25 protein-coding genes are annotated in these 23963 nt (G+C 36.1%); 4 read left to right on the forward strand and 21 right to left on the reverse strand.

Features of this window, described 5'->3' with window-relative positions:
• Positions 1 to 312: 312 nt before the first annotated feature.
• The 3 genes from C1T31_RS14035 (at position 313) to C1T31_RS05705 (ending at position 3168) form a co-directional block, all read left to right on the forward strand.
• Positions 313 to 471: a DUF5522 domain-containing protein gene (locus C1T31_RS14035; RefSeq protein WP_165780073.1), complete on the forward strand. Its 159-nt coding sequence runs from the start codon at positions 313 to 315 to the stop codon at positions 469 to 471.
• 139 nt (positions 472 to 610) lie between these two features.
• Positions 611 to 2605: a urocanate hydratase gene (locus C1T31_RS05700; RefSeq protein WP_103051520.1), complete on the forward strand. Its 1995-nt coding sequence runs from the start codon at positions 611 to 613 to the stop codon at positions 2603 to 2605.
• Positions 2606 to 2625: 20 nt separating this feature from the next.
• The gene (locus C1T31_RS05705; RefSeq protein WP_103051521.1) at positions 2626 to 3168 is read left to right on the forward strand and encodes a DUF4136 domain-containing protein; all 543 of its coding nucleotides are present in this window, start codon (positions 2626 to 2628) and stop codon (positions 3166 to 3168) included.
• Positions 3169 to 3214: 46 nt separating this feature from the next.
• Here the strand turns inward: C1T31_RS05705 and C1T31_RS05710 are convergent, their stop codons facing one another.
• From C1T31_RS05710 to C1T31_RS05795, 18 genes are all read right to left on the reverse strand, one after another.
• A complete protein-coding gene (locus C1T31_RS05710; protein ID WP_103051522.1) occupies positions 3215 to 3574 on the reverse strand; it encodes a hypothetical protein in 360 nt (119 codons plus the stop codon).
• Positions 3575 to 3728: 154 nt separating this feature from the next.
• On the reverse strand, positions 3729 to 5798 hold the full coding sequence (locus C1T31_RS05715; protein ID WP_103051523.1) for an alpha-ketoacid dehydrogenase subunit alpha/beta: 2070 nt from the start codon (positions 5796 to 5798) through the stop codon (positions 3729 to 3731).
• Positions 5795 to 7108 carry a dihydrolipoamide acetyltransferase family protein gene (locus C1T31_RS05720; RefSeq protein ID WP_103051524.1) on the reverse strand — a complete coding sequence of 438 codons (1314 nt, stop codon included), beginning with the start codon at positions 7106 to 7108 and terminating at the stop codon, positions 5795 to 5797. The genes C1T31_RS05715 and C1T31_RS05720 overlap by 4 nt, the downstream gene beginning before the upstream one ends.
• Before the next feature lie 3 nt (positions 7109 to 7111).
• A complete protein-coding gene (locus tag C1T31_RS05725; protein ID WP_103051525.1) occupies positions 7112 to 7708 on the reverse strand; it encodes an acyltransferase in 597 nt (198 codons plus the stop codon).
• A gap of 34 nt (positions 7709 to 7742) precedes the next feature.
• The gene (locus C1T31_RS05730) at positions 7743 to 8117 is read right to left on the reverse strand and encodes a four helix bundle protein (protein WP_103051526.1); all 375 of its coding nucleotides are present in this window, start codon (positions 8115 to 8117) and stop codon (positions 7743 to 7745) included.
• A 45-nt stretch (positions 8118 to 8162) separates the two neighbouring features.
• Complete coding sequence (locus C1T31_RS05735) at positions 8163 to 8915, reverse strand: enoyl-CoA hydratase/isomerase family protein (protein WP_103051527.1); 753 nt, start codon at positions 8913 to 8915, stop codon at positions 8163 to 8165.
• 24 nt (positions 8916 to 8939) lie between these two features.
• Positions 8940 to 11477, reverse strand: a complete 2538-nt coding sequence (gene paaZ, locus C1T31_RS05740) for a phenylacetic acid degradation bifunctional protein PaaZ (protein ID WP_103051528.1) — start codon at positions 11475 to 11477, stop codon at positions 8940 to 8942.
• Between the two features lie 46 nt (positions 11478 to 11523).
• Positions 11524 to 12741 (reverse strand): 3-oxoadipyl-CoA thiolase, encoded by a 1218-nt coding sequence (gene pcaF, locus C1T31_RS05745; RefSeq protein ID WP_103051529.1) that lies wholly within the window; start codon positions 12739 to 12741, stop codon positions 11524 to 11526.
• Complete coding sequence (locus C1T31_RS05750) at positions 12738 to 13175, reverse strand: hypothetical protein (protein WP_103051530.1); 438 nt, start codon at positions 13173 to 13175, stop codon at positions 12738 to 12740. The genes pcaF and C1T31_RS05750 overlap by 4 nt, the downstream gene beginning before the upstream one ends.
• Entirely contained in the window at positions 13175 to 13579 is a 405-nt protein-coding gene (locus C1T31_RS05755) for a PaaI family thioesterase (protein ID WP_103051531.1), read from the reverse strand. Before C1T31_RS05755 ends, C1T31_RS05750 begins: the two co-directional genes overlap by 1 nt.
• 90 nt (positions 13580 to 13669) lie before the next feature.
• A complete protein-coding gene (locus C1T31_RS05760; protein ID WP_103051532.1) occupies positions 13670 to 14827 on the reverse strand; it encodes a 3-hydroxyacyl-CoA dehydrogenase NAD-binding domain-containing protein in 1158 nt (385 codons plus the stop codon).
• Entirely contained in the window at positions 14827 to 15612 is a 786-nt protein-coding gene (locus tag C1T31_RS05765) for an enoyl-CoA hydratase-related protein (protein WP_103051533.1), read from the reverse strand. Before C1T31_RS05765 ends, C1T31_RS05760 begins: the two co-directional genes overlap by 1 nt.
• Positions 15613 to 15661: 49 nt before the next feature.
• A complete protein-coding gene (paaD, locus tag C1T31_RS05770; protein WP_103051534.1) occupies positions 15662 to 16162 on the reverse strand; it encodes a 1,2-phenylacetyl-CoA epoxidase subunit PaaD in 501 nt (166 codons plus the stop codon).
• A gap of 67 nt (positions 16163 to 16229) precedes the next feature.
• Complete coding sequence (gene paaC, locus C1T31_RS05775) at positions 16230 to 16985, reverse strand: 1,2-phenylacetyl-CoA epoxidase subunit PaaC (RefSeq protein ID WP_103051535.1); 756 nt, start codon at positions 16983 to 16985, stop codon at positions 16230 to 16232.
• A complete protein-coding gene (gene paaB, locus C1T31_RS05780; protein WP_103051536.1) occupies positions 16985 to 17275 on the reverse strand; it encodes a 1,2-phenylacetyl-CoA epoxidase subunit PaaB in 291 nt (96 codons plus the stop codon). Before paaB ends, paaC begins: the two co-directional genes overlap by 1 nt.
• A gap of 2 nt (positions 17276 to 17277) precedes the next feature.
• A complete protein-coding gene (gene paaA / locus C1T31_RS05785; RefSeq protein ID WP_103051537.1) occupies positions 17278 to 18234 on the reverse strand; it encodes a 1,2-phenylacetyl-CoA epoxidase subunit PaaA in 957 nt (318 codons plus the stop codon).
• A gap of 71 nt (positions 18235 to 18305) precedes the next feature.
• Complete coding sequence (locus tag C1T31_RS05790; protein ID WP_103051757.1) at positions 18306 to 19379, reverse strand: 2Fe-2S iron-sulfur cluster-binding protein; 1074 nt, start codon at positions 19377 to 19379, stop codon at positions 18306 to 18308.
• A 69-nt stretch (positions 19380 to 19448) separates the two neighbouring features.
• Positions 19449 to 20018 (reverse strand): TetR/AcrR family transcriptional regulator, encoded by a 570-nt coding sequence (locus tag C1T31_RS05795; RefSeq protein WP_103051538.1) that lies wholly within the window; start codon positions 20016 to 20018, stop codon positions 19449 to 19451.
• A gap of 47 nt (positions 20019 to 20065) precedes the next feature.
• Here C1T31_RS05795 and C1T31_RS05800 point away from each other — a divergent pair, with 47 nt between their 5' ends.
• Complete coding sequence (locus C1T31_RS05800) at positions 20066 to 20371, forward strand: rhodanese-like domain-containing protein (protein WP_103051539.1); 306 nt, start codon at positions 20066 to 20068, stop codon at positions 20369 to 20371.
• Here the strand turns inward: C1T31_RS05800 and C1T31_RS05805 are convergent.
• The 3 genes from C1T31_RS05805 to C1T31_RS05815 all read right to left on the reverse strand — a co-directional run bounded on the left by C1T31_RS05805 (position 20366) and on the right by C1T31_RS05815 (position 23704).
• Positions 20366 to 20980 carry a DUF4230 domain-containing protein gene (locus C1T31_RS05805; protein ID WP_103051540.1) on the reverse strand — a complete coding sequence of 205 codons (615 nt, stop codon included), beginning with the start codon at positions 20978 to 20980 and terminating at the stop codon, positions 20366 to 20368. The genes C1T31_RS05800 and C1T31_RS05805 overlap by 6 nt on opposite strands.
• 141 nt (positions 20981 to 21121) lie before the next feature.
• A complete protein-coding gene (locus C1T31_RS05810; protein WP_103051541.1) occupies positions 21122 to 21772 on the reverse strand; it encodes a response regulator in 651 nt (216 codons plus the stop codon).
• Positions 21773 to 21820: 48 nt separating this feature from the next.
• A complete protein-coding gene (locus C1T31_RS05815) occupies positions 21821 to 23704 on the reverse strand; it encodes a tetratricopeptide repeat-containing sensor histidine kinase (protein WP_165780074.1) in 1884 nt (627 codons plus the stop codon).
• Positions 23705 to 23963 lie beyond the last annotated feature (259 nt).

The following is a 23963-nucleotide window of genomic DNA, read 5'->3' on the forward strand; positions in this document are numbered from 1 at the left end:
CATGTTGATATGCTTCTCTTTCAAATGAAATATTAAGATAAGCTAAACGCCAATTCTTACAGTGAAAAAACCTAATTAAAAACTCTATAACATACCAAACATAAAACAATACAATAAGTAATTCCAATTGTTGACGTAAATGAATCCGTTCATGATTAATCAATACCCTATCCTGTTTATTTGTGTGATATTTTAGGATGATAAATGGAAATAATGAAATTCCAATATAGCCTCTAGGTACCAGATATTTTGAAATCAAAATCATATTTTACAACAATCAAAAATCAATCCAAATTACATTATCTTTGTGGTATGAAAAAAATAATACCTATTGAAGAAGGTGATTTTTATTGGACACCTGAAGGGTATCGTTGTTTCACCGAACAATACCATTTAAAACGTGGTTATTGTTGCGAAAGTGGTTGTAGACATTGTCCGTATGGCTACAATAAAAAAACGAATTCACAATAAAGAATTTGGACATTCTTTTAATGACATACCGTATTAAAGTTGCCAACACACATCATCGTGTTGATATTCGCTATCCTTAGTTTCTATCTAAATTCAGACATAAAATTTAGATGATAATATTGATAAAAACACAAATTAAATGACATTTCAAGAACATATACTTCAGGGTATACCTGAAATATTACCCAATAAAAAACCTTTTGATGCAACCATCAACCATGCACCAAAACGAAAGGATATCCTTTCTGATGAAGAGAAAAAATTAGCGTTACAAAACGCCTTGCGCTACTTTGAATCAAAACACCATGCTACATTACTTCCCGAGTTTAAAAAAGAACTCGAAACATTTGGCCGTATTTATATGTATCGTTTCCGTCCAGATTACAAAATGTATGCGAGACCTATAGAAGAATATCCTGCAAAAAGCAAACAAGCTGCAGCAATCATGCTCATGATTCAAAATAACTTGGATTATGCTGTAGCCCAGCACCCTCATGAATTGATTACCTATGGTGGTAATGGTGCCGTTTTCTCCAATTGGGCGCAATATTTGTTAACCATGCAATACTTGGCTACCATGACCAATGAGCAAACGTTAGTGATGTATTCTGGACATCCAATGGGATTATTTCCATCTCATAAAGATGCACCTCGTGTAGTCGTTACGAATGGGATGATGATTCCAAATTATTCCAAACCTGATGATTGGGAAAAATTCAATGCACTTGGGGTTACCCAATATGGTCAAATGACTGCAGGCAGTTATATGTACATTGGGCCACAAGGAATTGTCCATGGGACAACCATAACCGTCTTAAATGGTTTTAGAAAAATAAATAAATCACCCAAAGGGAACATATTTGTTACTTCTGGTTTGGGAGGTATGTCTGGTGCACAACCCAAAGCCGGTAATATTGCAGGTTGCATTACAATCTGTGCCGAGGTGAATCCTAAAATCACTCAAATACGTTTAGATCAAGGTTGGATAGATGAAAAAATAACTGATTTGGATCAGTTGGTTGAACGTGTGAATACAGCACAAAGAAATAGTGAAACAGTTTCCATAGCCTATTTAGGCAATGTCGTTGAGGTTTGGGAAAAATTTAATGAAGCTAATATCCATATTGATTTAGGAAGTGATCAAACGTCCTTACATAACCCCTGGGCTGGTGGCTACTATCCAGTGGGTTTATCATTTGAAGAATCCAATGATTTGATGGTTAACAATCCAGAACTTTTTAAAACCAAAGTTCAAGAAAGTCTTCGTCGTCATGCGGCAGCTATCAATAAACATACAGAAAAGGGCACCTATTTCTTTGACTACGGAAACGCCTTTTTACTGGAAGCCTCTCGAGCCGGAGCAGATGTCATGTCTGATAATCCAACCATTGGGCGTGAATTTAAATACCCAAGTTATGTTCAAGACATTATGGGACCCATGTGTTTTGATTATGGTTTTGGTCCTTTTCGTTGGGTATGTGCATCTGGTAAATCAGAAGATTTAGCTAAAACAGATGCCATTGCATGTAGTGTTTTGGAGGATATTATGAAGAATTCTCCAAATGAAATTCAGCAGCAAATGGCCGATAACATTCAATGGATAAAGGGCGCTCAAGAAAATAAATTGGTTGTAGGCTCACAAGCACGCATCTTGTATGCTGATGCCGAAGGACGTATGAAAATTGCTAAAGCCTTCAATGACGCTATAGCAAAAGGCGATATTGGTTATGTAGTGCTTGGTCGTGATCATCACGATGTATCAGGAACCGATTCTCCTTACAGAGAAACCAGTAATATTTATGATGGTTCACGTTTTACAGCCGATATGGCCATTCATAACGTCATTGGTGATAGTTTTAGAGGAGCTACCTGGGTGAGTATTCATAATGGTGGTGGCGTAGGTTGGGGAGAGGTTATAAATGGTGGGTTCGGCATGGTTCTTGATGGTAGTAATGATGCGCAAAGACGTTTAAAATCGATGCTTTTCTGGGATGTTAACAATGGTATATCTCGTAGAAGTTGGGCAAAAAATGAAGGTGCTATTTTCGCTTTAAAACGTGCTATGGAAAGCAATCCAGATTTAAAAGTTACGTTACCAAATATTGTAGACAAGGATTTACTAAACTCGTTATAATTTAATTTAAAACAAACGCTATGAAAAATAAATTTTATAACCTGCCTATCTTGGTTGTCTTGACCCTTTTTATAACATCTTGTAGTTCTGTTAGGGTTATTGCAGATTACGATAAACAAGTGAATTTTGATAATTATCAAACATTTGCTTTTTACAAAACCGGAATTGACAAAGCTGAAATAAGTGATTTGGACAAAAGACGTATTTTAAAAGCCATTGAGTCTGAATTATTGGCAAAAGGATTTACGAAATCTGAAAATCCAGATTTACTGGTAAGTATTATAGCCTCATCACGAGAAAAAATTGATGTTTACAACAATTTCTATGGCCCTGGTTGGGGTTGGGGTTGGAACCCTTATTTTTACGGTAATTACAATACTGTATCTACTTCAACAGAAGGGGTTTTATACATTGATTTGATTGATGCGAATAAAAAGGAGCTGGTTTGGCAAGGACAAGGTGTAGGCTACTTAAGTGTTTCTAACAACATAGATAAAAAAGAAGCGCGAATCAAGGAATTTGTAAATACGATACTTGAAAAATATCCACCTCAAAAACAATAAATAAAAAAAGCGGCTTAAAGCCGCTTTTTTAGTAGTTAACTCAAACTTATTTTTTTACCTTATCTTTTTCTTTTTCCAGCGATTTTAAATAAATAGCATACTGCTCTGGATTTAAAATAGCCTTTATTCTAGTATTTGTATTTTCTAGAACAGCTGATTTAGTTTTTTGAGATGCCTGTATATTTTGACCTTGTGAACTAATTGCAGACATGTTACTTTCAGCATCAACAAAAACCTTAAAAATCTCTCCTTGTTGCTCACCAGTTAAATCTACCAATTGGTGAAGATCATGTGTTTTAATTTTAGCAATTTCTTCAGGTCTCTGTTTTTTTTCTTGCGCTACTGAATTTTGCATTCCCACAAAAAACAAGGCAATAACACTAAATAATGTAATGTATTTTTTCATGATAACTTTTTGTTTTATTGATTTTAAGATGTTGAATATACAAAATATATCACTATTACATTAAGAACATATTTAATATTCCTCATACTACCAAAATATCGGGTAAAGTACACCAATGCTAACAATAGCCCATACTAAATCGATAAACTTAAACTCAATAGTTCAATAAATCTTCTATCTTCTTTTTCACTTTTGCTGTTGAAGGAATCATGGTTTGTTCCAATGTAGAATTTAACGGAATTGCCGGCATGTTTTCACTACCTATAGTCATAACAGGCGCATCCAAATATTGGAAACATTCTTCTTGAATTTTACCTGCCAAAGCTCTTGCAAAACTATTATTACTAGGCTCTTCAGTAACAACTAAACATTTTCCTGTTTTCTTAACAGACTTCATGACGGTATCCTCGTCCAATGGATACAATGTTCTCAAATCAATAATCTCAATTTGATCCCTCAAATTTAATTCTCCCGAAGCATTATAAGCCCAGTGTACACCCATTCCGTATGTAACAATCGTACAGGTTTCTACATCTTCCTGTTTCCAGATTTCCTGTAACAACCAAGCTTTTCCAAAAGGCAACACATAATCTTCTGCAGGTTCCACGGACGTAGCCCCTTGTGTTCCTGGAACTTTAGACCAATATAAACCTTTATGCTCAAAAATCACGACTGGATTAGGATCATGATAGGCAGCCTTCATCAAGCCTTTCAAATCAGCTCCATTACTTGGATAGGCTATTTTTACACCTCTAATATTTGTCACAACACTTTCAACTGAAGATGAGTGATAAGGTCCGCCACTACCATACGCACCAATTGGCACACGTAAAATCATACTGACTGGCCATTTGCCATTACTTAAATAGCAGCTACGACTTACTTCAGTAAATAATTGGTTTAGTCCTGGCCAAATGTAATCCGCAAATTGGACCTCAACAATTGGTTTTAATCCAACAGCACTCATCCCAACTGTAGAGCCAATAATAAACGCTTCTTGAATGGGTGTATTAAAAACGCGGTCATCGCCAAACTTTTGTGCCAGTGTTGCCGCTTCACGAAAGACACCTCCAAGTCTCCCTCCTACGTCTTGACCATACAACAAACACTCTGGGTATTCTTTCATAAGTTCTTCAACAGCAAATAAAGCACAGTCAACCATCACTACCTTATCAGCTCCTTTTGGTGAACGCTCACCTGTTTCTTCTAAAATAGGTGTTGGAGCAAAATCATGTGTAAATAAATCTTCAGGTTTTGGATCTTCCGCTTTTAACGCTTTTTTAAAATCATTTTCTACTAACGTTTTTACATCAGCTTCAATCTTATTTATATCTTTTTGTGTAAAACCATTATCCAATAATTGCTGTTTTAAAACCGGGTATGGATCACGTGATTTAGCTTCTTCCAAATCGTCACGATACCATTCCATGCGCACACCAGATGTATGGTGATTTAATAAGGGAACTTTTGCGTGAACTAAAAACGGACGACGTTCCTTACGAATGGTTTTTATGACTTTCTCAAGTGCCATATAACTTTCCATAAAATTAGCGCCATCTATAGAAATAGCTTCTAATCCGTGAAACCCTTTTGCATATTCAGCTGCATTTTGTGCCCTAGTTTCAGCTTCATTTGCCGAAATATCCCAACCATTATCTTGCACTAAATATAAAATGGGCATTTGCTTTAAAGCAGCCATTTGAAATGCCTCCGCAATTTCACCTTCCGTAACAGAAGCATCTCCCAAACTACATACCGTAATTGGTAAATCCGAAGATAAATTAGCATCACTCAAATTTGGGTTTTTTAGGTTCTTCTTTTCTAAATATTGCATACCCATGGCAACACCTGTTGCTGGAATAGCTTGCATTCCTGTAGCCGAAGATTGATGCGGGATTTTTGGTTTATCGGTATCTTTTAAACTGGGGTGAGCATAGTAAGTTCGACCACCAGAAAACGGATCGTCTTTTTTGGCTAACACTTGAAGCATTAAATCATGTGGACGCATACCAAAAGCCAGAAGCATGGCATCATCTCGATAATAAGGGAAAGCGTAATCCTGCGGAAGTAATTGCATGCCCAAGGCAGTTTGAATGGCTTCATGTCCTCGAGACGTGGCATGCACATATTTAGACACCACTTTAAAATTAGCTTCGTATAATTCCGCCATGGTTTTGGCAGTAACCAAATTTGTAAATGCCTTCTTTAATATTGTTTTGTTCATATCTTTCTATCTACATCAAATTGTTCAAAATAATCGGCTACCCGTCGTACAAAACTACCTCCAAGAAATCCATCCACCACACGATGATCAAAAGACAAGGATAAATACATCATACTACGAATAGCAATTTCATCACCTTTTTCAGTTTCAATCACTTCTGGTCGTTTTTTAATAATGCCCAAAGCCAAAATAGCCACTTCTGGTTGGTTAATAATTGGCGTACCCATAACACTTCCAAACGTTCCAACGTTAGAAATAGTGAATGTACTACCTTGAATATCATCTGCTTTCAGGTTATTATCACGCGCTTTTTCAGCTAGATCATTGACATTAGCAGCTAATTCCTGAAGATTTTTGGAATCCGCATTCCTGACCACTGGCACTATAAGATTACCACTTGGCAAAGCGGTCGCCATACCAATATTGATATCATCTTTAACAATGATATTTTTTCCATCTACAGAAGCATTGATATTTGGGAAATCTTTTATGGCTTTGGCAACAGCCTCAACAAATAACGGTGTGAAGGTTAAACGTTCGCCATATTTTTCCTGAAAGGCCTTTTTATGTTTATTTCGCCAGTTAACCATATTCGTCAAATCGGCTTCCACATAGGCCGTTACATGTGGTGATGTGTGCTTGGAGTACACCATATGATCGGCTATCATTTGACGCATTCTGTCCATTTCCACAATTTTACCTTTGCCTTTATCAAAATTTAACTGTGGAATACGATATGCCGTAGGGTCTTGAAGCATTGGTTGGGCAAATTGATACGGACGACCTTCTTCTATATAATTGAATACATCACTTTTTCGTAAACGTCCTTCCTTTCCTGTTGCTGGAATTCGAGCTAATTCTTCAAAACTAATATGGTGTTGTTTGGCAATTGAAATGACCAATGGTGAAAAGAATCGATCTTCGTTAGAAACTGTAAATGACGTGCCGCTCGAAGGCATGCTTATAGACGGCTTTGATACTGTTCTTTTCTTATTTTCCTTTTGTTTTACTTGAGGCTTTTCTTCAACCTTCAAAGGTGTTTCTTTCTTTTTAGATGCAGAAACTTTACCGTCTGTTTTGATAATTGCAATAGTCTCGCCTATTTTAATAACCTCATTCGCCTTATACCGAATTTCCTCAACAACACCTGTAACGCTTGAAGGCACCTCGGAATCTACTTTATCTGTGGCAACTTCCAATAGCATTTCGTCTTGCTCAACCGTATCACCAACATTCTTAAACCAAGTTATAATGGCGGCTTCGGTTATACTTTCACCCAATTTGGGCATTTTAAATTCGAATTTTGACATTCTTTATTGTTTCATAAAATCGCGAAGGGTATCATAAGCTCCTTCTTGTATTTTCATTTTTTTTGGAACCTCGCGTAATGGTTCTACTTCCTTTAAACTCGCATGACAATCTTTAGGCAACTGTTGATACAATTGTGTTCCTTTAGTTTTCCATGCAATCATATCATCACTCACTTCTTTTACTACTTTAGCTGGATTACCAACCACTAAACTTCGCTTTGGAATTTTGGTTTCGGCTTTTACAAAAGCCATGGCTCCCACTATACTTTCATCACCTATTTCAGCATCGTCCATAATAACCGAGTTCATACCAATCAAGCAATTCCTTCCCAAATTGGCACCATGAATAATGGCACCATGACCAACATGGGCACTTTCTTTTAATGTAATTGATTTACCCGGAAACATATGAACGGTACAGTTTTCTTGAACGTTTACACCATCTTCCAGAATGATCTGTCCCCAATCACCACGAATAGCAGCTCCAGGACCTATGTAACAGTTTTTACCAATAATTACATTTCCTGTAATTGCCGCCAATGGGTGAACAAAACTACTTTCGTGAACAACTGGTATGTAATCTTTAAATGAATATATCATAGCTGGTAGAAACTAGTTAGTAGAGGGTAGTATTTCATTTAGATTTGCTTTTTAAATGTTTCATCAAAGCAGATAACATTTTATTGATTTCTACTAAAACCTCTCTGTTACTTTCGCTTTGTTCAAAAGAAATGTAACCTCTCAAATATGCCTTTGTGGTAGCAGCTACACATTCTTTTGAACTATCTCTTGCAATTCTTAAATAATTCAAAAAAACTGCATCTGAACTTCCTGAACCTTCTGCAATATTAAAGGCAATAGAATCAGCTGCTCGCGCAAATTGTGATGATAGCCTATAATCTTCAATTTTTGGAAAATCATTAAGCTGTTGATGCACTAACTCACCATACTCAATAGCTTTTTGATACACTTTTAACTCTTCAAAATTAAAATGATATTTACTTTTCATTTATTTATTTCTAAAAAAAACTATTCTCTACCCGCTACACTCTTATCATTTAAATCGTTTTAAGGTCTCTTTTGTAAATTCACTTAATACCAAACGACCACTAATGGCAGCACGTTCAGCTAATAAGTTATCCCAATCTTCAGTGCCTTTCCAAAAAATGGCTTTCATCTCTTGCATGGCTTCAGGATTGTAAGTACATAAATGTTCTGCAGCAGTCTTGACAGCTTCGTCCAATGCTTCGGTACTTTCAAATACTTGCGTAAACAAACCTTTTTCTTTTGCCCATTCGGCTGGATAAAAGGTATTCGCATCAATGGCTATTTGAGACATGGCACTTAACCCCATTTTACGCTCAATAGCTGGACCAACTACAAACGGTCCTATACCAATATTCAATTCGCTTAATTTTATAGCTGCAAACTTGGTTGCCATGCAATAATCTGTAGCGGCTGCCAATCCTACTCCACCTCCAACCGTTTTGCCTTGAATACGGCCAATAATAAATTTGGAACATTTTCGCATGGCATTAATGACATTAGCAAAACCAGAGAAAAACACTTTACCTGTGGCATCATCATTTATATTAATTAATTCTTTAAAACTGGCCCCAGCACAAAATGTTCTGTCTCCGCCACTTTTTAATACGATGACTTTTATAGCATCATTTGTTCCCGCATCGGTTATGGTTTGGGCTAATTCTGCCAAAACATCACCTGGCAAGGAATTATGTGCAGGATGAAAAAATTCTATATAGCCTACTTCATTTACAATATCCAACTTTACGTAAGGATCACTCATACTATCAATTATTATTTAAGTTTATTATATTAATCCAAATTGTTCAAAATGGTGATTCAAGTGCTTACGCTCCAATAAATACCATTCATATCGGTTCATGTTGCCAAACACCGCATTTTTCAATACTGCCTCTGGCTGTTCTTTAAAAAACTCCAAATAGGCTTCGCGAGATTCGATTAGTTTGGATTTGGCGGCTTCCAAACTATCATATTTGGTTTCTTTTATCTTTGATTTTTCGGCTAATGGAAAATCATATTGACGCGGCATTTTATCATAATTGTATAAAGTCGCATGAACTTTTTCCAATATCTTTTCTGGTGTTGCTATATCAAAATCTTGAATGTCACCCGATGCAATTCTATAGGTATATTCTAAATGTTCGACCATTTGTTGTGGCGTCATGGTTCCCCATAGCGGTTTAGAATCTTCTGTTAATTTGTTTAGGCATTCATGGATTTTATCATTAGTCATTTCAACAAAAGTCTGTTGCTTTTTCTCGACCATGGTTAATATTGTAGCCACTGCTACTAATGGACTATCCTTATCCGTCTTTTGACTTGCTGGCCTATTCTCAAAATTTGCATCGAATACCTCAACATGCCACTTGACAATACCACTTGGATGTTCTTTACCGTTAACATCTCTATCAACTTTTTCTTTACAGGTCAATCGCACATAAATGGTGTCGTTGTGATATAAGGGTCTTAAAAATCGGATGGAATCCAAACCATAATTTGCTGCGACAGGACCCTTGTTGGGATAAACAAATAAACCAGCCGCAGCTGAAATAATGAAGTAACCATGAGCCGTACGTTTTTCAAAAATACTGCCATCCAGTGATGTAATATCGGTATGTGCATAAAAATGATCCCAAGTTAAATTGGCAAAATTTTGTATATCGGAATCTGTTAGTGTACGCTTGTGCGTTTTTAAAGACATTCCTGGTTGAATATCCTCCCAGTGATATTTAAACAGATGATCCTCGGCATCTTTATACTTGGCGTTTTGCTGATAAATACCAGTAATTTTAGTAATAGTTGAAGGCGTACCTTGAATAGCTGTACGTTGTAAATAGTGTTTTATACCACGCAATCCACCCATTTCTTCACCACCACCTGCGCGTCCGGGACCACCATGAACCAAATAAGGTAGTGGTGAGCCATGTCCTGTACTTTCTTTTGCCATTTCACGATTAATCACCAAAATACGTCCATGATGACTCGCTGCATTTACAACATATTCGGTTGCAATTTTATCATCAAAAGTTGCGATTGATGAAACTAAAGATCCTTTACCCATTTGCGCTAATTGAACTGCCTCATCCAGAGTTTTGTACGGCATAATGGTACTTACTGGACCAAAAGCTTCTCTTTCATGAACCGCGTGACTTTTAAAGGGTTCATTTGTTCTAAATAATACTGGGCTTATGAACGCGCCTTTATTAGCATCAGCACCAATGGTCTCCAATTTATCTAAATTGCCATATACTATTTCAGCCTCTTTGGCGATATCTGAAATAGAATTTCTAACGGCTTCGACTTGTTGTTTACTTACTAAAGATCCCATGCGAACCTCTTTTAATCGCGGGTCACCGATAGTTACTTTATCCAATTCTTTCCCTAAAGCAATCTGAACATCTTCAACTAAATTTTCCGGAACAATAATACGTCGGATAGCAGTACATTTTTGACCAGCTTTAACCGTCATTTCTTTTCTAATCTCTTTAATAAAGAGATCAAATTCAGGTGTTCCAGGAACCGCATCTTCACCTAAAACAGCCGCATTTAAGGAATCAGCTTCCATAGTAAATGGCACGGATTCCTGAATTAATCTTGGATGCGCTTTTAATAATCTTCCTGTAGAAGCAGAACCAGTAAAAGTCACAACATCTTGAGATTCAACTGTATCTAATATAGAAGTCACCGTACCATTAATTATTTGTAAAGCGCCTTCTGGTAAGATACCCGAATTAATAATTTCTCTTGCAACAGCTTCTGCCAAATATGATGACGAAGGTGCTGGCAAAACAATTGCTGGCACTCCGGCCATCCAGTTAACCGCACACTTTTCTAGCATTCCCCAAACTGGGAAGTTAAATGCATTGATGTGCACAGCAACCCCTTTTTTAGGGACCATGATGTGATGCGCCATAAATCGTCCGCCACGTGATAAATCAATAGGATCACCTTCAACATGATAGGGTTGGTTGGGGAATAACTTTCTTAAGGATGCATTGGCGAACAAGTTACCGAAACCACCTTCAATATCTATCCAACTATCTACTTTTGTCGCACCTGTGCGATAACTTAATTCGTAAAAAGCCTCCTTTCGTTTGGTCAAATATAACGCGAGACTCTTAAGCATGTTTCCACGCTCTTGAAAAGTCATCTTACGAAGTTCCTCTCCTCCTTTTGTTCGTCCATAATTAAGAACCTCCGGAATATCCAATCCTTCTACTGCCCAGTTAGTAAAATGTTCACCCGTTATGGCATCATAAATAGGCATACCTTCTTCTTTGCCTTCAGTCCATTGTCCTTGGACATAATGTTTTATTTTGTTCATACTTGAAACTTTATAGTAGACTCCACATCAAACGTGGAATGACAAATCATTTAATATTTACATTTTCAATAATTGCAGCATAACCTTGCCCAACACCTACACACATTGTGACCAAAGCATAACGTTTATTTTGTTCTTGTAATTCTAAAGCAGCCGAATAAGCAATTCTTGCCCCTGTAACACCCAATGGATGACCAATAGCAATGGATCCTCCATTTGGATTTAATCTAGGATCATCATCGGCTAATCCCCAAGCTCTAGTACATGCCAAAGCTTGTGCTGCAAAAGCTTCGTTAAGCTCAATGATATCTATATCGTCCATCGTTAGACCCGCTTTTGCCAATGCTTTGTTTGAAGCTTCAACAGGACCTATGCCCATAATTCTGGGTTCTACCCCAACCACAGCGGAACTAACGATTCTTGCCAATGGTTTTAAGTTATATTTTTTAACCGCTTCGTCTGATGCAATAATGGTAGCTACTGCACCATCATTCAATCCTGATGAATTACCAGCAGTCACACTTCCGCCTTCGCTTTTAAAAGCAGGGCGTAATTTTGCTAAGATATCTTTTGTGGTTGTTGGTTTAACAAATTCATCTTTTGAAAACACGATGGGGTCTTTTTTACGTTGCGGAATGGTCACTGGAACAATCTCCTTAGCTAACCGTCCATTTTCCTGCGCTTTGGTTGCTTTCATTTGACTCCAATAGGCAAATGCGTCCTGATCTTCACGTGAAATATTATGAATTTCCACCAAGTTTTCAGCCGTGTTTCCCATGCCATCTGTACCATACATTTTTTCCATCATCGGATTTATAAAACGCCAGCCAAAACTACTGTCATACATTTTAGCATCTGTACCAAAGGCACTTGACGCTTTTGCAATGACATATGGGCCTCTGGTCATATTTTCCACACCTCCTGAAATAAAAAGATCGCCATCTCCGGCTTTAATAGCTCTATTAGCGTGAATGATAGCTGATAATCCTGAACTACATAAGCGATTAACAGTTTCACCAGGAACGGTATATGGTAATCCTGCCAATAGCGAGCACATACGTGCCACGTTACGGTTATCCTCACCTGCTTGATTGGCACAGCCTAAAATAACATCGTCATAAGCCTCTTTTGGGATATTAGGATTGCGCTTTACAATTTCTTTAATGACCAATGCTCCTAAATCATCTGTACGAACGACTGATAAGGTCCCTTTGTAATTTCCTATAGGTGTTCTGATACCATCTATTATATATGCTTCTTTCATTCTTCTATTATTTTAGCAGATTTTGCAGCTTCAACAATCATCTGATAATAATTCTCTTTTTTATCATTTGGCATGAATGCCATCAAATTTATTATTTGATTTTCTCCAGCTTTTTTCATTATCAATAATGTAAAAACAACTTCTTCGTTTTTTTGCTCAACTTCTTGAATAAAGAAAATTTTAGTTCCCTCAATGAATCCCATTTCAACATTTTCTCCAAAGGATTTATCACCTTTAGCTTCATTTATCAAATTTTGAAAATCACCTGGGACTATCATCGTTTTCAGCATGGCTCCATCCTCCGTGATTAGAAACTCTCCTAGATCCTTAAATACATTTCTATTTATTTCAAAAGATATCTCGTTTTGACCCAATGACAAATAACTATTTGTAACGAAAAATAGACATATTAAAACTTTAAAAAATCTATTCATTATTCCCAATCTTTTTGAGTGCGATAAACCACTCCCTTAAAAAGGGCTACCAATTCATCATCGCGTTTGACTTCTATGATATTAAATCCTAATTTAGTATTAACCTTTTCAATGACTGATTCGGCAACCAAATAATCACCTTCTTCCAATGCTTCAATATGATTAATACTAGTTTCGATGGATACTGCAAATTTACCATGTGTATTGGCTGCAAATCCAAAAGCGGTGTCAGCTAATGCATAACTAATGCCGCCATGAGCTTTCCCCATACTATTTAACATATCATTCCTGACAGTCATTGCAACACGGCAACGACCAATTTCACATTCCAATATTTCTATACCCAACCATGTGCTGAATGGATCTAGACTCAACATTTTATGTGGAATTAATTCTCCTTTCATATTTGAATTTGTCACTTCGAGTGATTTTCGAAAGAAAATTGTATCGAGAAGTTTCGCTTGTTCTCGATACGCTTCGCAATCGAACTGACGCTAGTTAAAAAATGTTTTATTTTCTCTATTCATTTCCCGTAACATCGGACTACAACGATAGCGGTCTTCGTGATACTCGTTATACAACTCATCTAGTTTTGCAACACACCAATCAATACCTTTTTCATCAGCCCATGCTAATAAGCCTTTAGGATAGTTAACCCCTTTTGTCATGGCATTATCAATATCTTCAGCAGAAGCAATATTCAAAAACAAGGCATCTGCCGCCTCATTAATAAGCATTACTAACACACGGTCAAAAATTGATTGTGATAATTCATGGTCTTGCGTTGGTTCAGGTTTAGTCGCAGCTTCTGAATAGTCATAATAGCCTTTTCCAGATTTTCGTCCTAAATAACCTGCTTCTGCAAATCGTTTTTGAGTAAAGCTTGGTTTATACCTTGGATCGAAATAGAACGCCGTAAACACAGTTTCTGTTACTGTATAATTAACATCGTTCCCTATGAAATCCATTAGTTCAAATGGTCCCATTCTAAAACCACCGAGAGTTTTTAAACTATGGTCTATCGTTGCAAAATCAGCTATACCTTCTTCATAGATACGGAGGGATTCACCATAAAACGGCCTTGCAACTCTATTGACAATAAACCCGGGAGTATCTTTGGCTACAGCCACTGTTTTTTTCCAGTTTTTAATGATATCAACTGATTTATCTAAAACCGTCTTTGAGGTTTGCACAGCTGGAATGACCTCAACCAATTTCATTAATGGTGCTGGATTGAAAAAGTGTATACCGATACAGCGTTCCGGTTTTTGCAATGATGAAGCTATTGAAGCTATTGACAAACTCGACGTGTTTGATGCGATAATGCATTCGTCTGCAACATAGCTTTCCAATTCAGAAAAAACTTTCTTTTTTATATCTAGGTTTTCGATAATGGCTTCAATGGTCAAGTTGGAATCTCCTAAATCCTTTAAGCTATCCACATAGGTAATATGTCCTTGTATTCTTGATTTTTCATCAGAATCGATACGTCCCTTTTCCACTAATCGACTCAATATTTTTTCTAAACTATCTTTGGCTTTATCTAAAGCCGCTTGGTTGGTATCGTATAATTTGACCTGGCAACCTGCAGTGGCAGCCACTTGCGCAATGCCACTTCCCATAGTTCCAGAACCGATGATTCCTACATTCATTATTTTCCTTTAAAAGTTGGCTTGCGTTTTTCAACAAATGCCGAAACACCTTCGGTGTAATCATCTGTTTGAGCCGCTTCGATTTGTAATTTTGATTCCAACGCCAATTGCTGCTCCAAATTATTAGTCAACGATTGGTTGAAGGCTTCTTTTATTTTTCCTAATGCCAATGTTGGCATATTGGCCATTTTAAGTGCTAACTTGTTCACTTCCTCTTGAAAACTATCAAACGGAATGACTTTATAAATCATTCCCATTTTTTCAGCTTCTTCTGCCGAAACCTTATCTCCTAACATAGCTAATGCTGATGCTTTTTGAAACCCAATTAAACGCGGTAAGAAAAATGTACCCGCACTATCAGGTATCAGTCCTATAAGACTAAAGGCTTGAATAAAACTGACATTTTCGTGGGCCACAACAACATCACAAGCTAGGGCAATATTTGCTCCAGCTCCAGCAGCCACACCATTTATTGCTCCAATTACAGGTTTTTTTATATTCCTTATTCTTGTAATAATCGGATTGTAATGCTCCTCCAATATCTTTTTAAACCCTGGATTCAATTCTGGAGTTGTGACTTCTTTTAAATCTTGACCAGCGCAAAACGCTTTTCCATTTCCAGTTAAAACAATGGCTCTAACTTCTTTATTTGATTCACAATCATCAAAAACTGTCTGTAACCTTAAAGCCATTTCACGATTGAAACTGTTAAAAACTTCAGGTCGGTTAAGTGTTATGTACGCTATGTTGTCTTCAATTTTTAATGCAATTGAATTGCTACTCATACCTTTTATTTATTTTTAGATTCTGAAACTAGTTCAGAATGACAAATCTTTATTTTAAACATTTAAAATAATCAAATGGCTCTTGGCAGTCTTCACACTGAAATTGTGCCTTGCACGCTGTTGAACCAAATTGACTGACCATTTTAGTGTTTTTACTTCCACATTGAGGGCATTTCACTAATTTCTTACCATGAAGCAAAACATCTTTATCAGCTTCAGCTTCCAATGGAGCCGCTATACCATATTTTTCCAATGCTTCCCTTCCTTTTGGTGTAATCCAATCGGTTGTCCAAGCAGGATGCAGAATTAAATCAATTTCAGACTCATAACCAGCATCTTTTAAAGCCTTTTTAATATCATCACCAATAACATCCATGGCTGGGCAACCACTGTAGGTTGGTGTGATTTCAATTTTCACTAGATTATTTTCGATAACAGCTGAACGTACAACACCCATATCCATAATAGAAAGCACAGGAATTTCAGGGTCTGACACTTGTTCCAAAATTGGAATTAAGTTTTCGTCTATATGTTGTTCTTGTGTTACCATTTTGAGACCTCTCGACTAGGCTCGAGGTGACATTTTTTTATAAGATTCCTGTATACACAGGAATTGGTTACCATTCCATATTGGGATATGCCCGTTGCATATATTGTAATTCAGCCAATAAATAGCCTAAATGTTCGGTGTGAATACCTTGTTTGCCGCCTTTTTGAAAATATTTCCTCTCTGGAATTTCCAAGGTAGCTTCTTCCAAGATATTCCCAACTTGATTGTAATAGTCATCTTTTAACTTCGTAACATCTACACCTATACCTTCAGCTACCATGACTTTATCGGCTTCTGTTTGATGAAATAACTCATCGGTATATGTCCATAAATCATTTATGGCCATTTGAATACGGTCATGACTTTCTGATGTCCCATCACCCAAACGTTTGATCCAATCTGAAGAAAATCGTTTATGATAACTAACTTCCTTTAGTGATTTAGTTGCAATGGCTGAAAGTGTTAAATCTTGACTTTTTTCAAGTTCCGTTAGCATTAAGAAATGATAAACATCAAACAAAAATTGTCTAGCTATGGTATAGCCAAAATCCGTATTGGGCTGTTCTACTAATAGTACATTTAAATAATCACGCTCTTTTCGTAGCATAGCGATGTCATCTTCTTTTCGCCCATCTCCAGCAATTTTAGCAGCATATTGATAAAAGCTTCGCACTTGACCTAACAAATCCAGAGAGATATTAGTACATGCAATATCTGTTTCCAAAGTTGGACCATGCCCACATAATTCACCTAAACGCTGACCTAAAATCAGATTATTGTCAGCAATACCAAGAATATAATTGTATAAATTTTCGTTTTTCATTACATATGTTTTACTTCATCTGGTAAATCATAAAACGTTGGGTGACGATATACCTTATCTTGAGCTGGCTCAAACAATTCTCCATTGTGTTCTGGGTTTGAAGCTGTAATATGCTTTGATTCAACTACCCAAATACTGACGCCTTCATTACGACGCGTGTAGACGTCACGAGCATTTTCAAGAGCCATTTCTGCATCAGCCGCATGAAGACTTCCAAAATGACGGTGTTCTAATCCATTTTTACTTCTCACAAATACCTCCCATAGAGGCCAGTTCTTTTTATCTGACATATCTAAACCGCTTGTTTATTTTTTAATTCACTCTTTTTATCGGCATAAGCCATGGCAGCATCTCTTACCCAAGCGCCATTTTCCCAAGCATTAACTCTTGCTTTCATACGCTCTTTATTACATGGACCATGACCTTTTACCACTTGCCAAAACTCATCCCAATCAATTTCACCAAAGTCATAACCTTGCTTGGCTTCATTCCATTTTAAATCCGGATCCGGAATTGTCAATCCTAATATGTCGGCTTGAGGTACTGTTTGGTCAATAAATTGTTGACGCAAGTCATCATTTGTTTTTCTTTTTAGTTTCCACTTCATGGATTGAGCCGTATGTGGTGATTCATCATCTTTAGGACCGAACATCATTAAAGATGGCCACCAAAAACGATTTAATGCGTCTTGCGCCATGTCCTTTTGCTCTGGCGCTCCGTTAGCTAATTTTAGCATGATTTCATAGCCTTGTCTTTGATGAAAACTTTCTTCCTTACAAATTCTGACCATAGCTCTGGCATATGGCCCATAAGATGTTCCACATAACGCCACTTGATTAATAATTGCTGCGCCATCAACCAACCAACCAATAGCTCCCATATCAGCCCATGTTAAGGCTGGATAATTGAATATGGACGAATATTTAGCCTTACCTGTATGCAATTGATCAAACATTTCATCACGTGAAATACCTAATGTTTCAGCTGCACTATAGAGATACAGACCATGTCCGCCTTCATCCTGAACTTTTGCCAGAAGCGCCACTTTTCGTCTTAAAGAAGGTGCTCTGGTTATCCAGTTACCTTCTGGTAGCATTCCCACAATTTCAGAATGGGCATGCTGCGAAATCTGACGAATGTGGGTTTGCCTGTATTTTTCAGGCATCCAATCTTTAGGTTCAATTTTATCATCACGTAAAATTCGCGCTTCAAATTGTTCTTCTAAATTTTTTATTTGTTCTTCACTCATAATTCAGTATTTAGATTCCACATCACATTTCGAGCACCTCAATGTCCGTGGAGAATGACAAATCTTTTTATTTAAACATCGAAATCAACGACTACTTTATCTGATGTTGGCACCGCTTGGCAACTCAATACATAGTTTTGAGCCACTTCCTTATCTTCTAGGGCATAATTAATTTTCATTTCTACCGCTCCTTCCTTAACTTGACATTTACAGGTGCTACACACCCCTCCTTTACAAGCAAAAGGCAAATCGGCCCCTGCACCTAAAGCAGCATCTAAAATATTATCATATTCCTTGGTCATGGTAAATAAAAACTCTTTACCACCATCAATTATGGTTACTTGAGTACCTTCTACATTTTGTTGTGAGAGACGTTCAGCCCTTTTTATGTCTTCTTCAGTCAGCCCTTTAACAAATAACTCAAAGTGAATTAACTCTTTTGGCAAACCGGCATTGGCTAAATAATTACTCACGTAATTGACCATATCTTCCGGACCACATAAAAACACCTCGCTAGTATCCGGAATATCAATAAATGTTCCCGTAAGAACTTTCATTTTTTCATCATCAAAACGACCGTTGAAAAGTTCTATATCACGTCTTTCTTTAGTTAGGAAATAATAGATTTCCAATCGCCCAAAATAGGTGTTTCGTAATTGCTCTAGTTCTTCCTTAAAGATAATGGATTTTGCGGTCTTATTCACATAAAACAGCTTGCATGTAGAATTAGGTTCAGCTGCTAAATGTGTTTTAATCATGGACATGATTGGTGTAATACCACTGCCAGCAGCAAAAAACAAATAATTTTTAGCATTTGTGGTATTCGTTTTTACTCCAAATGTACCACTCGGTTCCATAATATCGAGCACGTCACCTTTTTTAAGTGTGGTATTGACATAGGTAGAGAATTTACCTCCTGGAATTTGCTTTACAGCCACTTTCCATTGGTCTTCCATAGGGCTTGAACATAAGGAATAGGATCGTCTTAAATCTTCACCATCTATAAGGGTTCGCAACGTTAAATGTTGACCTTGTGCGTATTTAAAAGTCTCTTTTAAATCTTCCGGGATATCAAAAGTTACTACCGAAGTATCTTTTGTCTCTTTGTAAATATCTTTAATTTTTATTTTATGAAAGTCTGCCATACAAATTAAAAAAACCATTAAACTAACACTTGTTAGTTTGCTTGACAAATTTACAAAATAATTTTCAATTTAGATGTTAATACCGTTTATCAAGACCTTACTCAATTGAGACGATAGTAATTGGGTATCTAAATCTTCTTTTTTAGGTATCCAAAGATACAATGAGCGTAAGGTTGATAGGACCGAAAACAGCATAACTTCAATGTTGACATTAACAATTTCACCTTTATTGACACCGTCAATCAAAACATTTCTAAAATCATTTTCATAGGCCGCACGCAAAGCCAGATAGTAATCTCTTTTTTCTTCTAAATGCATCCAGTCATTATTCAGCGATGCCATACCATAGGTATTATTAGCCGTAATATCAACGTGTAGCTGGACAACCTTTTCCAATTTGTCAATATTGGAAATATTAGCCTGCTTGATATTTTGCATGCCTTTCGTGAAATTTTCAGCTAAAGAAATAATGATCTCCTTTAAAATTTCCTGTTTAGAGCTAATATGATTGTAAAGACTGGCTGCTTTGATACCCATTTCTGCAGCTAAATCCCTCATAGTAACAGCGCTATAGCCTTTTTCTTTAAAAAGTTTAGCCGCTGTATTGATGATTTCTTCTCTTCTTGTTTCTTGCCTCAATTTTATATTCTATAATTTTATTGTAAATTTAAGTAAAAAGGAGGATTATGGGATTTTTAGATTTTTTGTTTGGAGCTAAAAAGAGGCAGGTACAATTTTATATGGAAAATGGTGCTGAAATTCTTGATGTGAGAACGCAACGGGAGTGGGACCATGGCCATATTGAAGGTGCCAGACATATTCCCCTTAATGATTTACAAAATCATGTGGACGAACTTAAATCTTTAGAAAAGCCCTTTATAGTATGTTGTGCCAGTGGCGTGCGTTCGGCAAAAGCTGCAAAATTTTTGAATCTGCATAATATTGAGGCTACTAATGGTGGCGGTTGGGTGAGCCTTAAGCGAAAATTATAGTTTTAACCCTTGAAAATCTTCTGGAAGCAATATTGGTGTTTCATGATACTTTAATGTCCAACCCAATGAATTTGTCAGAATATAGAACTTGGACAATTCACTAATCAATCTATTTTTAGCATTTTGCTTTAATTCTGATTTTTCTAGTTTTTTTAATAAAGATGCCTTGACAGTTTCTTTGATGCTATTGTAATCATTAGCCTCAAAGGGGTTAAAAAAATCGGCCTGAATATCATAATACTCCAAGTCTGGACTTATTTTAATTTCTTCTTTTGGGATATCGATTATGGTTAATGTTTTAGTAGCTTCATCAATTTTAAAAGCAATCTTACTCAAATCATAAGCCACATAAACATCAGCATTAACAACAACCAATGCTTTTTTTTCTGAAGTAATATATTCCCCAAAAATCTCTTTGGAGTTTTTATAATTAAACACCTCACTAAAATGGCCTTCGGTAACTATTAGCTTACTGACATTATTAATCTGTTCCTGAATCAATGACGAGCTTTCTTTCAATATGACTTGATCACTTACTTTATCGTTACAGTTCTTGACTATCAATAGGGTAATAAGTGTTATGATAACACCCAACAATATTTTTCTCATACCCTAAAATACATAAAAAAAACAAAGCATTGGAAACTTCGACGTTGAAGTCTTACCAATGCTTAAGTCCTCCTTGATTAATAGCACTTCAAAAGTATACCATAACCATAATAACGATGTTATTTAAAAGTTAATTAACCATTAAATCAGATTATTCTTTTTGGCTTTTTGAACGGCTTCCAGTTTATTGTGAACCTGTAACTTTTTGTAGATGTTTTCGATGTGTTTTCTCACAGTCCCTGAAGACAAAATTAAGTTTTCAGCAATTAAGTTATAACTCAAACCTTTACTCAATTGTTCCAAGACTTCCACCTCCCGTGGAGTTAGTTTGATGTCGTCTTGATCTTTTTTACTTTCAATATCTATGGGATTTCGCAGCAGCTTTAAAGTTTTCATCGCAATAGAAGGATTCATAGCGGCTCCACCGTTTAAGGTTTCTAAAATACCATCGTGTAAGTCCTTAGCGTTAATTTCCTTAAGTAAATAACCATCGGCTCCTGCTTTGATAGCATTAAAAATATTTTCATCATTGTCAAAAACTGTTAGCATGATGATTTTTATGTGCGGATATTTTTGCTTGACAATTTGCGTACTTTCTATGCCATTTAAAACTGGCATTTCGATATCCATGAGGATTAAATCTAAATTGTGGTTTTCTTCAAGCTTGCTCAATAAATCTGAACCATCTTTTGCAGAAAATTTGAAATTTAAATCTTCAAAAAAAGACAGCTTTTCCTTCACTGTGTTTATCAGAAAAGAATTGTCATCAACTATAGCTATTTTAACATTCATAAAAAGAAATTAATCTGGTGTTTCAGTATCCTTTTGTCATAAAATCAATTACGAATTGGCAATATGATCAATTGTTATGGTAGTACCTTCACCTTTTTTGGAACTTAAATGAAACCTTGCGCCTATTTCAAGCGCACGCTTTTTCATATTGCTCAATCCGTTACCTAATTCTACCTCCTGTTCATTAAAACCCTTGCCATTATCGGTTATTTCAACTTGTAATTCATCATCTTCATTTTCAACTTTTACTTCAATTTTATTCGCTGAAGCATATTTTAAAGCATTATTGACAGCTTCTTGAATAATTCGGTAAATATTCATACCCTTAACCGAACTGAACTTCAGATTACTGTCTACATTTTCATTTTTTATGAATTGGAACGAAATGCCTTCAGATGCTAAATGGGCTTTGTCAATAAAGTTTGAAATTCTGGTTTGTAGATCTTCCAAAGTGATTTCACTTTTATTCATGGCCCAAATAGTATCGCGTAATTCGTAAATGGTCGATGTTGTAAAATTGCCAATAGCGTTTAACTTATCATTTAATTTTTTAGGTAAATCAAAACCGTATTTAAGATTATCCAGAGACGATATAATAAAAGTCAATTGAGCTCCAATATTATCATGTAAATCCCTTGATATTCTCAATCTCTGCTCTTGAAGCCTGTTTTGGGTTTCAATTTTTACCAAAGCCTCTTTTAGTTCACCTTCTCGTTGTAGTTGTTTGTTTTTGAGTTTTTGCTGGCTGTAAAATAAATAACCCAATATCGTCAAGAGCACAGTCAATATGATCAGACCTATGACTTGTGTGTTTTTTCTATTTAAATTCAGTTCTTTTTCAGCCAAATCAGCTCTTTGAGCAAGAATTTCCTTCTCTTTTTTTTCCGTTTGGTATTCAATCTCCAATTCGGCTATCTTGCTTTTTGTTGATTGATTATGAATACTATCTTTAAATGCTGTAAAATTTTTATAGTATTCCAATGCTTTTTGTGGCTCATTATTCGCCTGATAATACGTAGAATAATTCTCAAGAGCCATTTCAATATCCGTAGCAACCTTGTATTCTTTTGCTGTAGCATAAGCACTATCAATATACATTTTTGCTTGTGACAGCCTATTGTTTTCTAGTAAAACCTGGGCCATATTATTGTAACTAGCACCTAAACCTGCATAATTCCCTATTTCTTTTTCCAGTTGAGCAGACTTCTCAAAATAGACCAGTGCCGAGTCTATTTGTGACATATAATAATACACAGCCCCCACATTATTAGCCGATTCAGCTATGCCTTTCTTATCTTCTAAATTTTCTTCTATTTCCAAAGAGTATTGAAAGTATTCCAATGCCTTTTTTAAATCTCCTTCATTGGCATAAATGATGGCAATATTATTATATACTTCTGAAATACCTTTTTTATCATCTAGTTTTTCAAAATCTAATTTGGCCTTTAAATGATATTCAATTGCTTTCTCATACAGATTATTGAAACTGTAAACAATTCCAATATTATTATTGGTTGTCGCCGATTCTTTCAGCATGTTCTTAACATCATAGATTTCTAAAGCCTTTATAAGATATTCTACAGCTTCATCGTAAAGCCCCAAACTCCTGTTAACAACACCAATATTGTTATATGCAGAGGCATTAATGATGGAATCATTGGTATATTTCAAGGATTCCAGAGAAAGTGATTTTGATTTCTCAAACTCACCTAAATCCCTATAAACAATTCCCATACTATTCTTTAACCGCCCTTTTTCTTTGTTATCATTATTTCTCTCGGCAAAAGTCAATCCTTCTTCCAATATCAACATAGCCTTTTGGTGGTCTTTTTTGTAAACCTTTAAGGCTGAATCATTCAAAACTTGCGCTTGGTTTTGTGAAAAAGAAAGTGATGTAAAGAAAACTAACAGACAATAAATTACTTGCTTCATATAGGTGTTTTTTAACATCTCAATAATAAATAAAAATTAATTATCCATCATTCTATAGGATATAATGCTGTTTTGCAAATCTATCAGCTCCTTAATTATAACTGTTACACGTTTGAGCATGATTGCATTAAGTCCATCCAACAACTTTATTCTAGGTTTAAGAGACCTTTGAATTTCTAGTTCCGTATATAATTTGCTCCTTATAATTTTGATTTCTTTGTTCATTTTTATGGACTCTTGAAAAACTTCCAATGTTTTA

This window comes from Hanstruepera neustonica, assembly GCF_002895005.1.
Classification (GTDB): domain Bacteria; phylum Bacteroidota; class Bacteroidia; order Flavobacteriales; family Flavobacteriaceae; genus Hanstruepera; species Hanstruepera neustonica.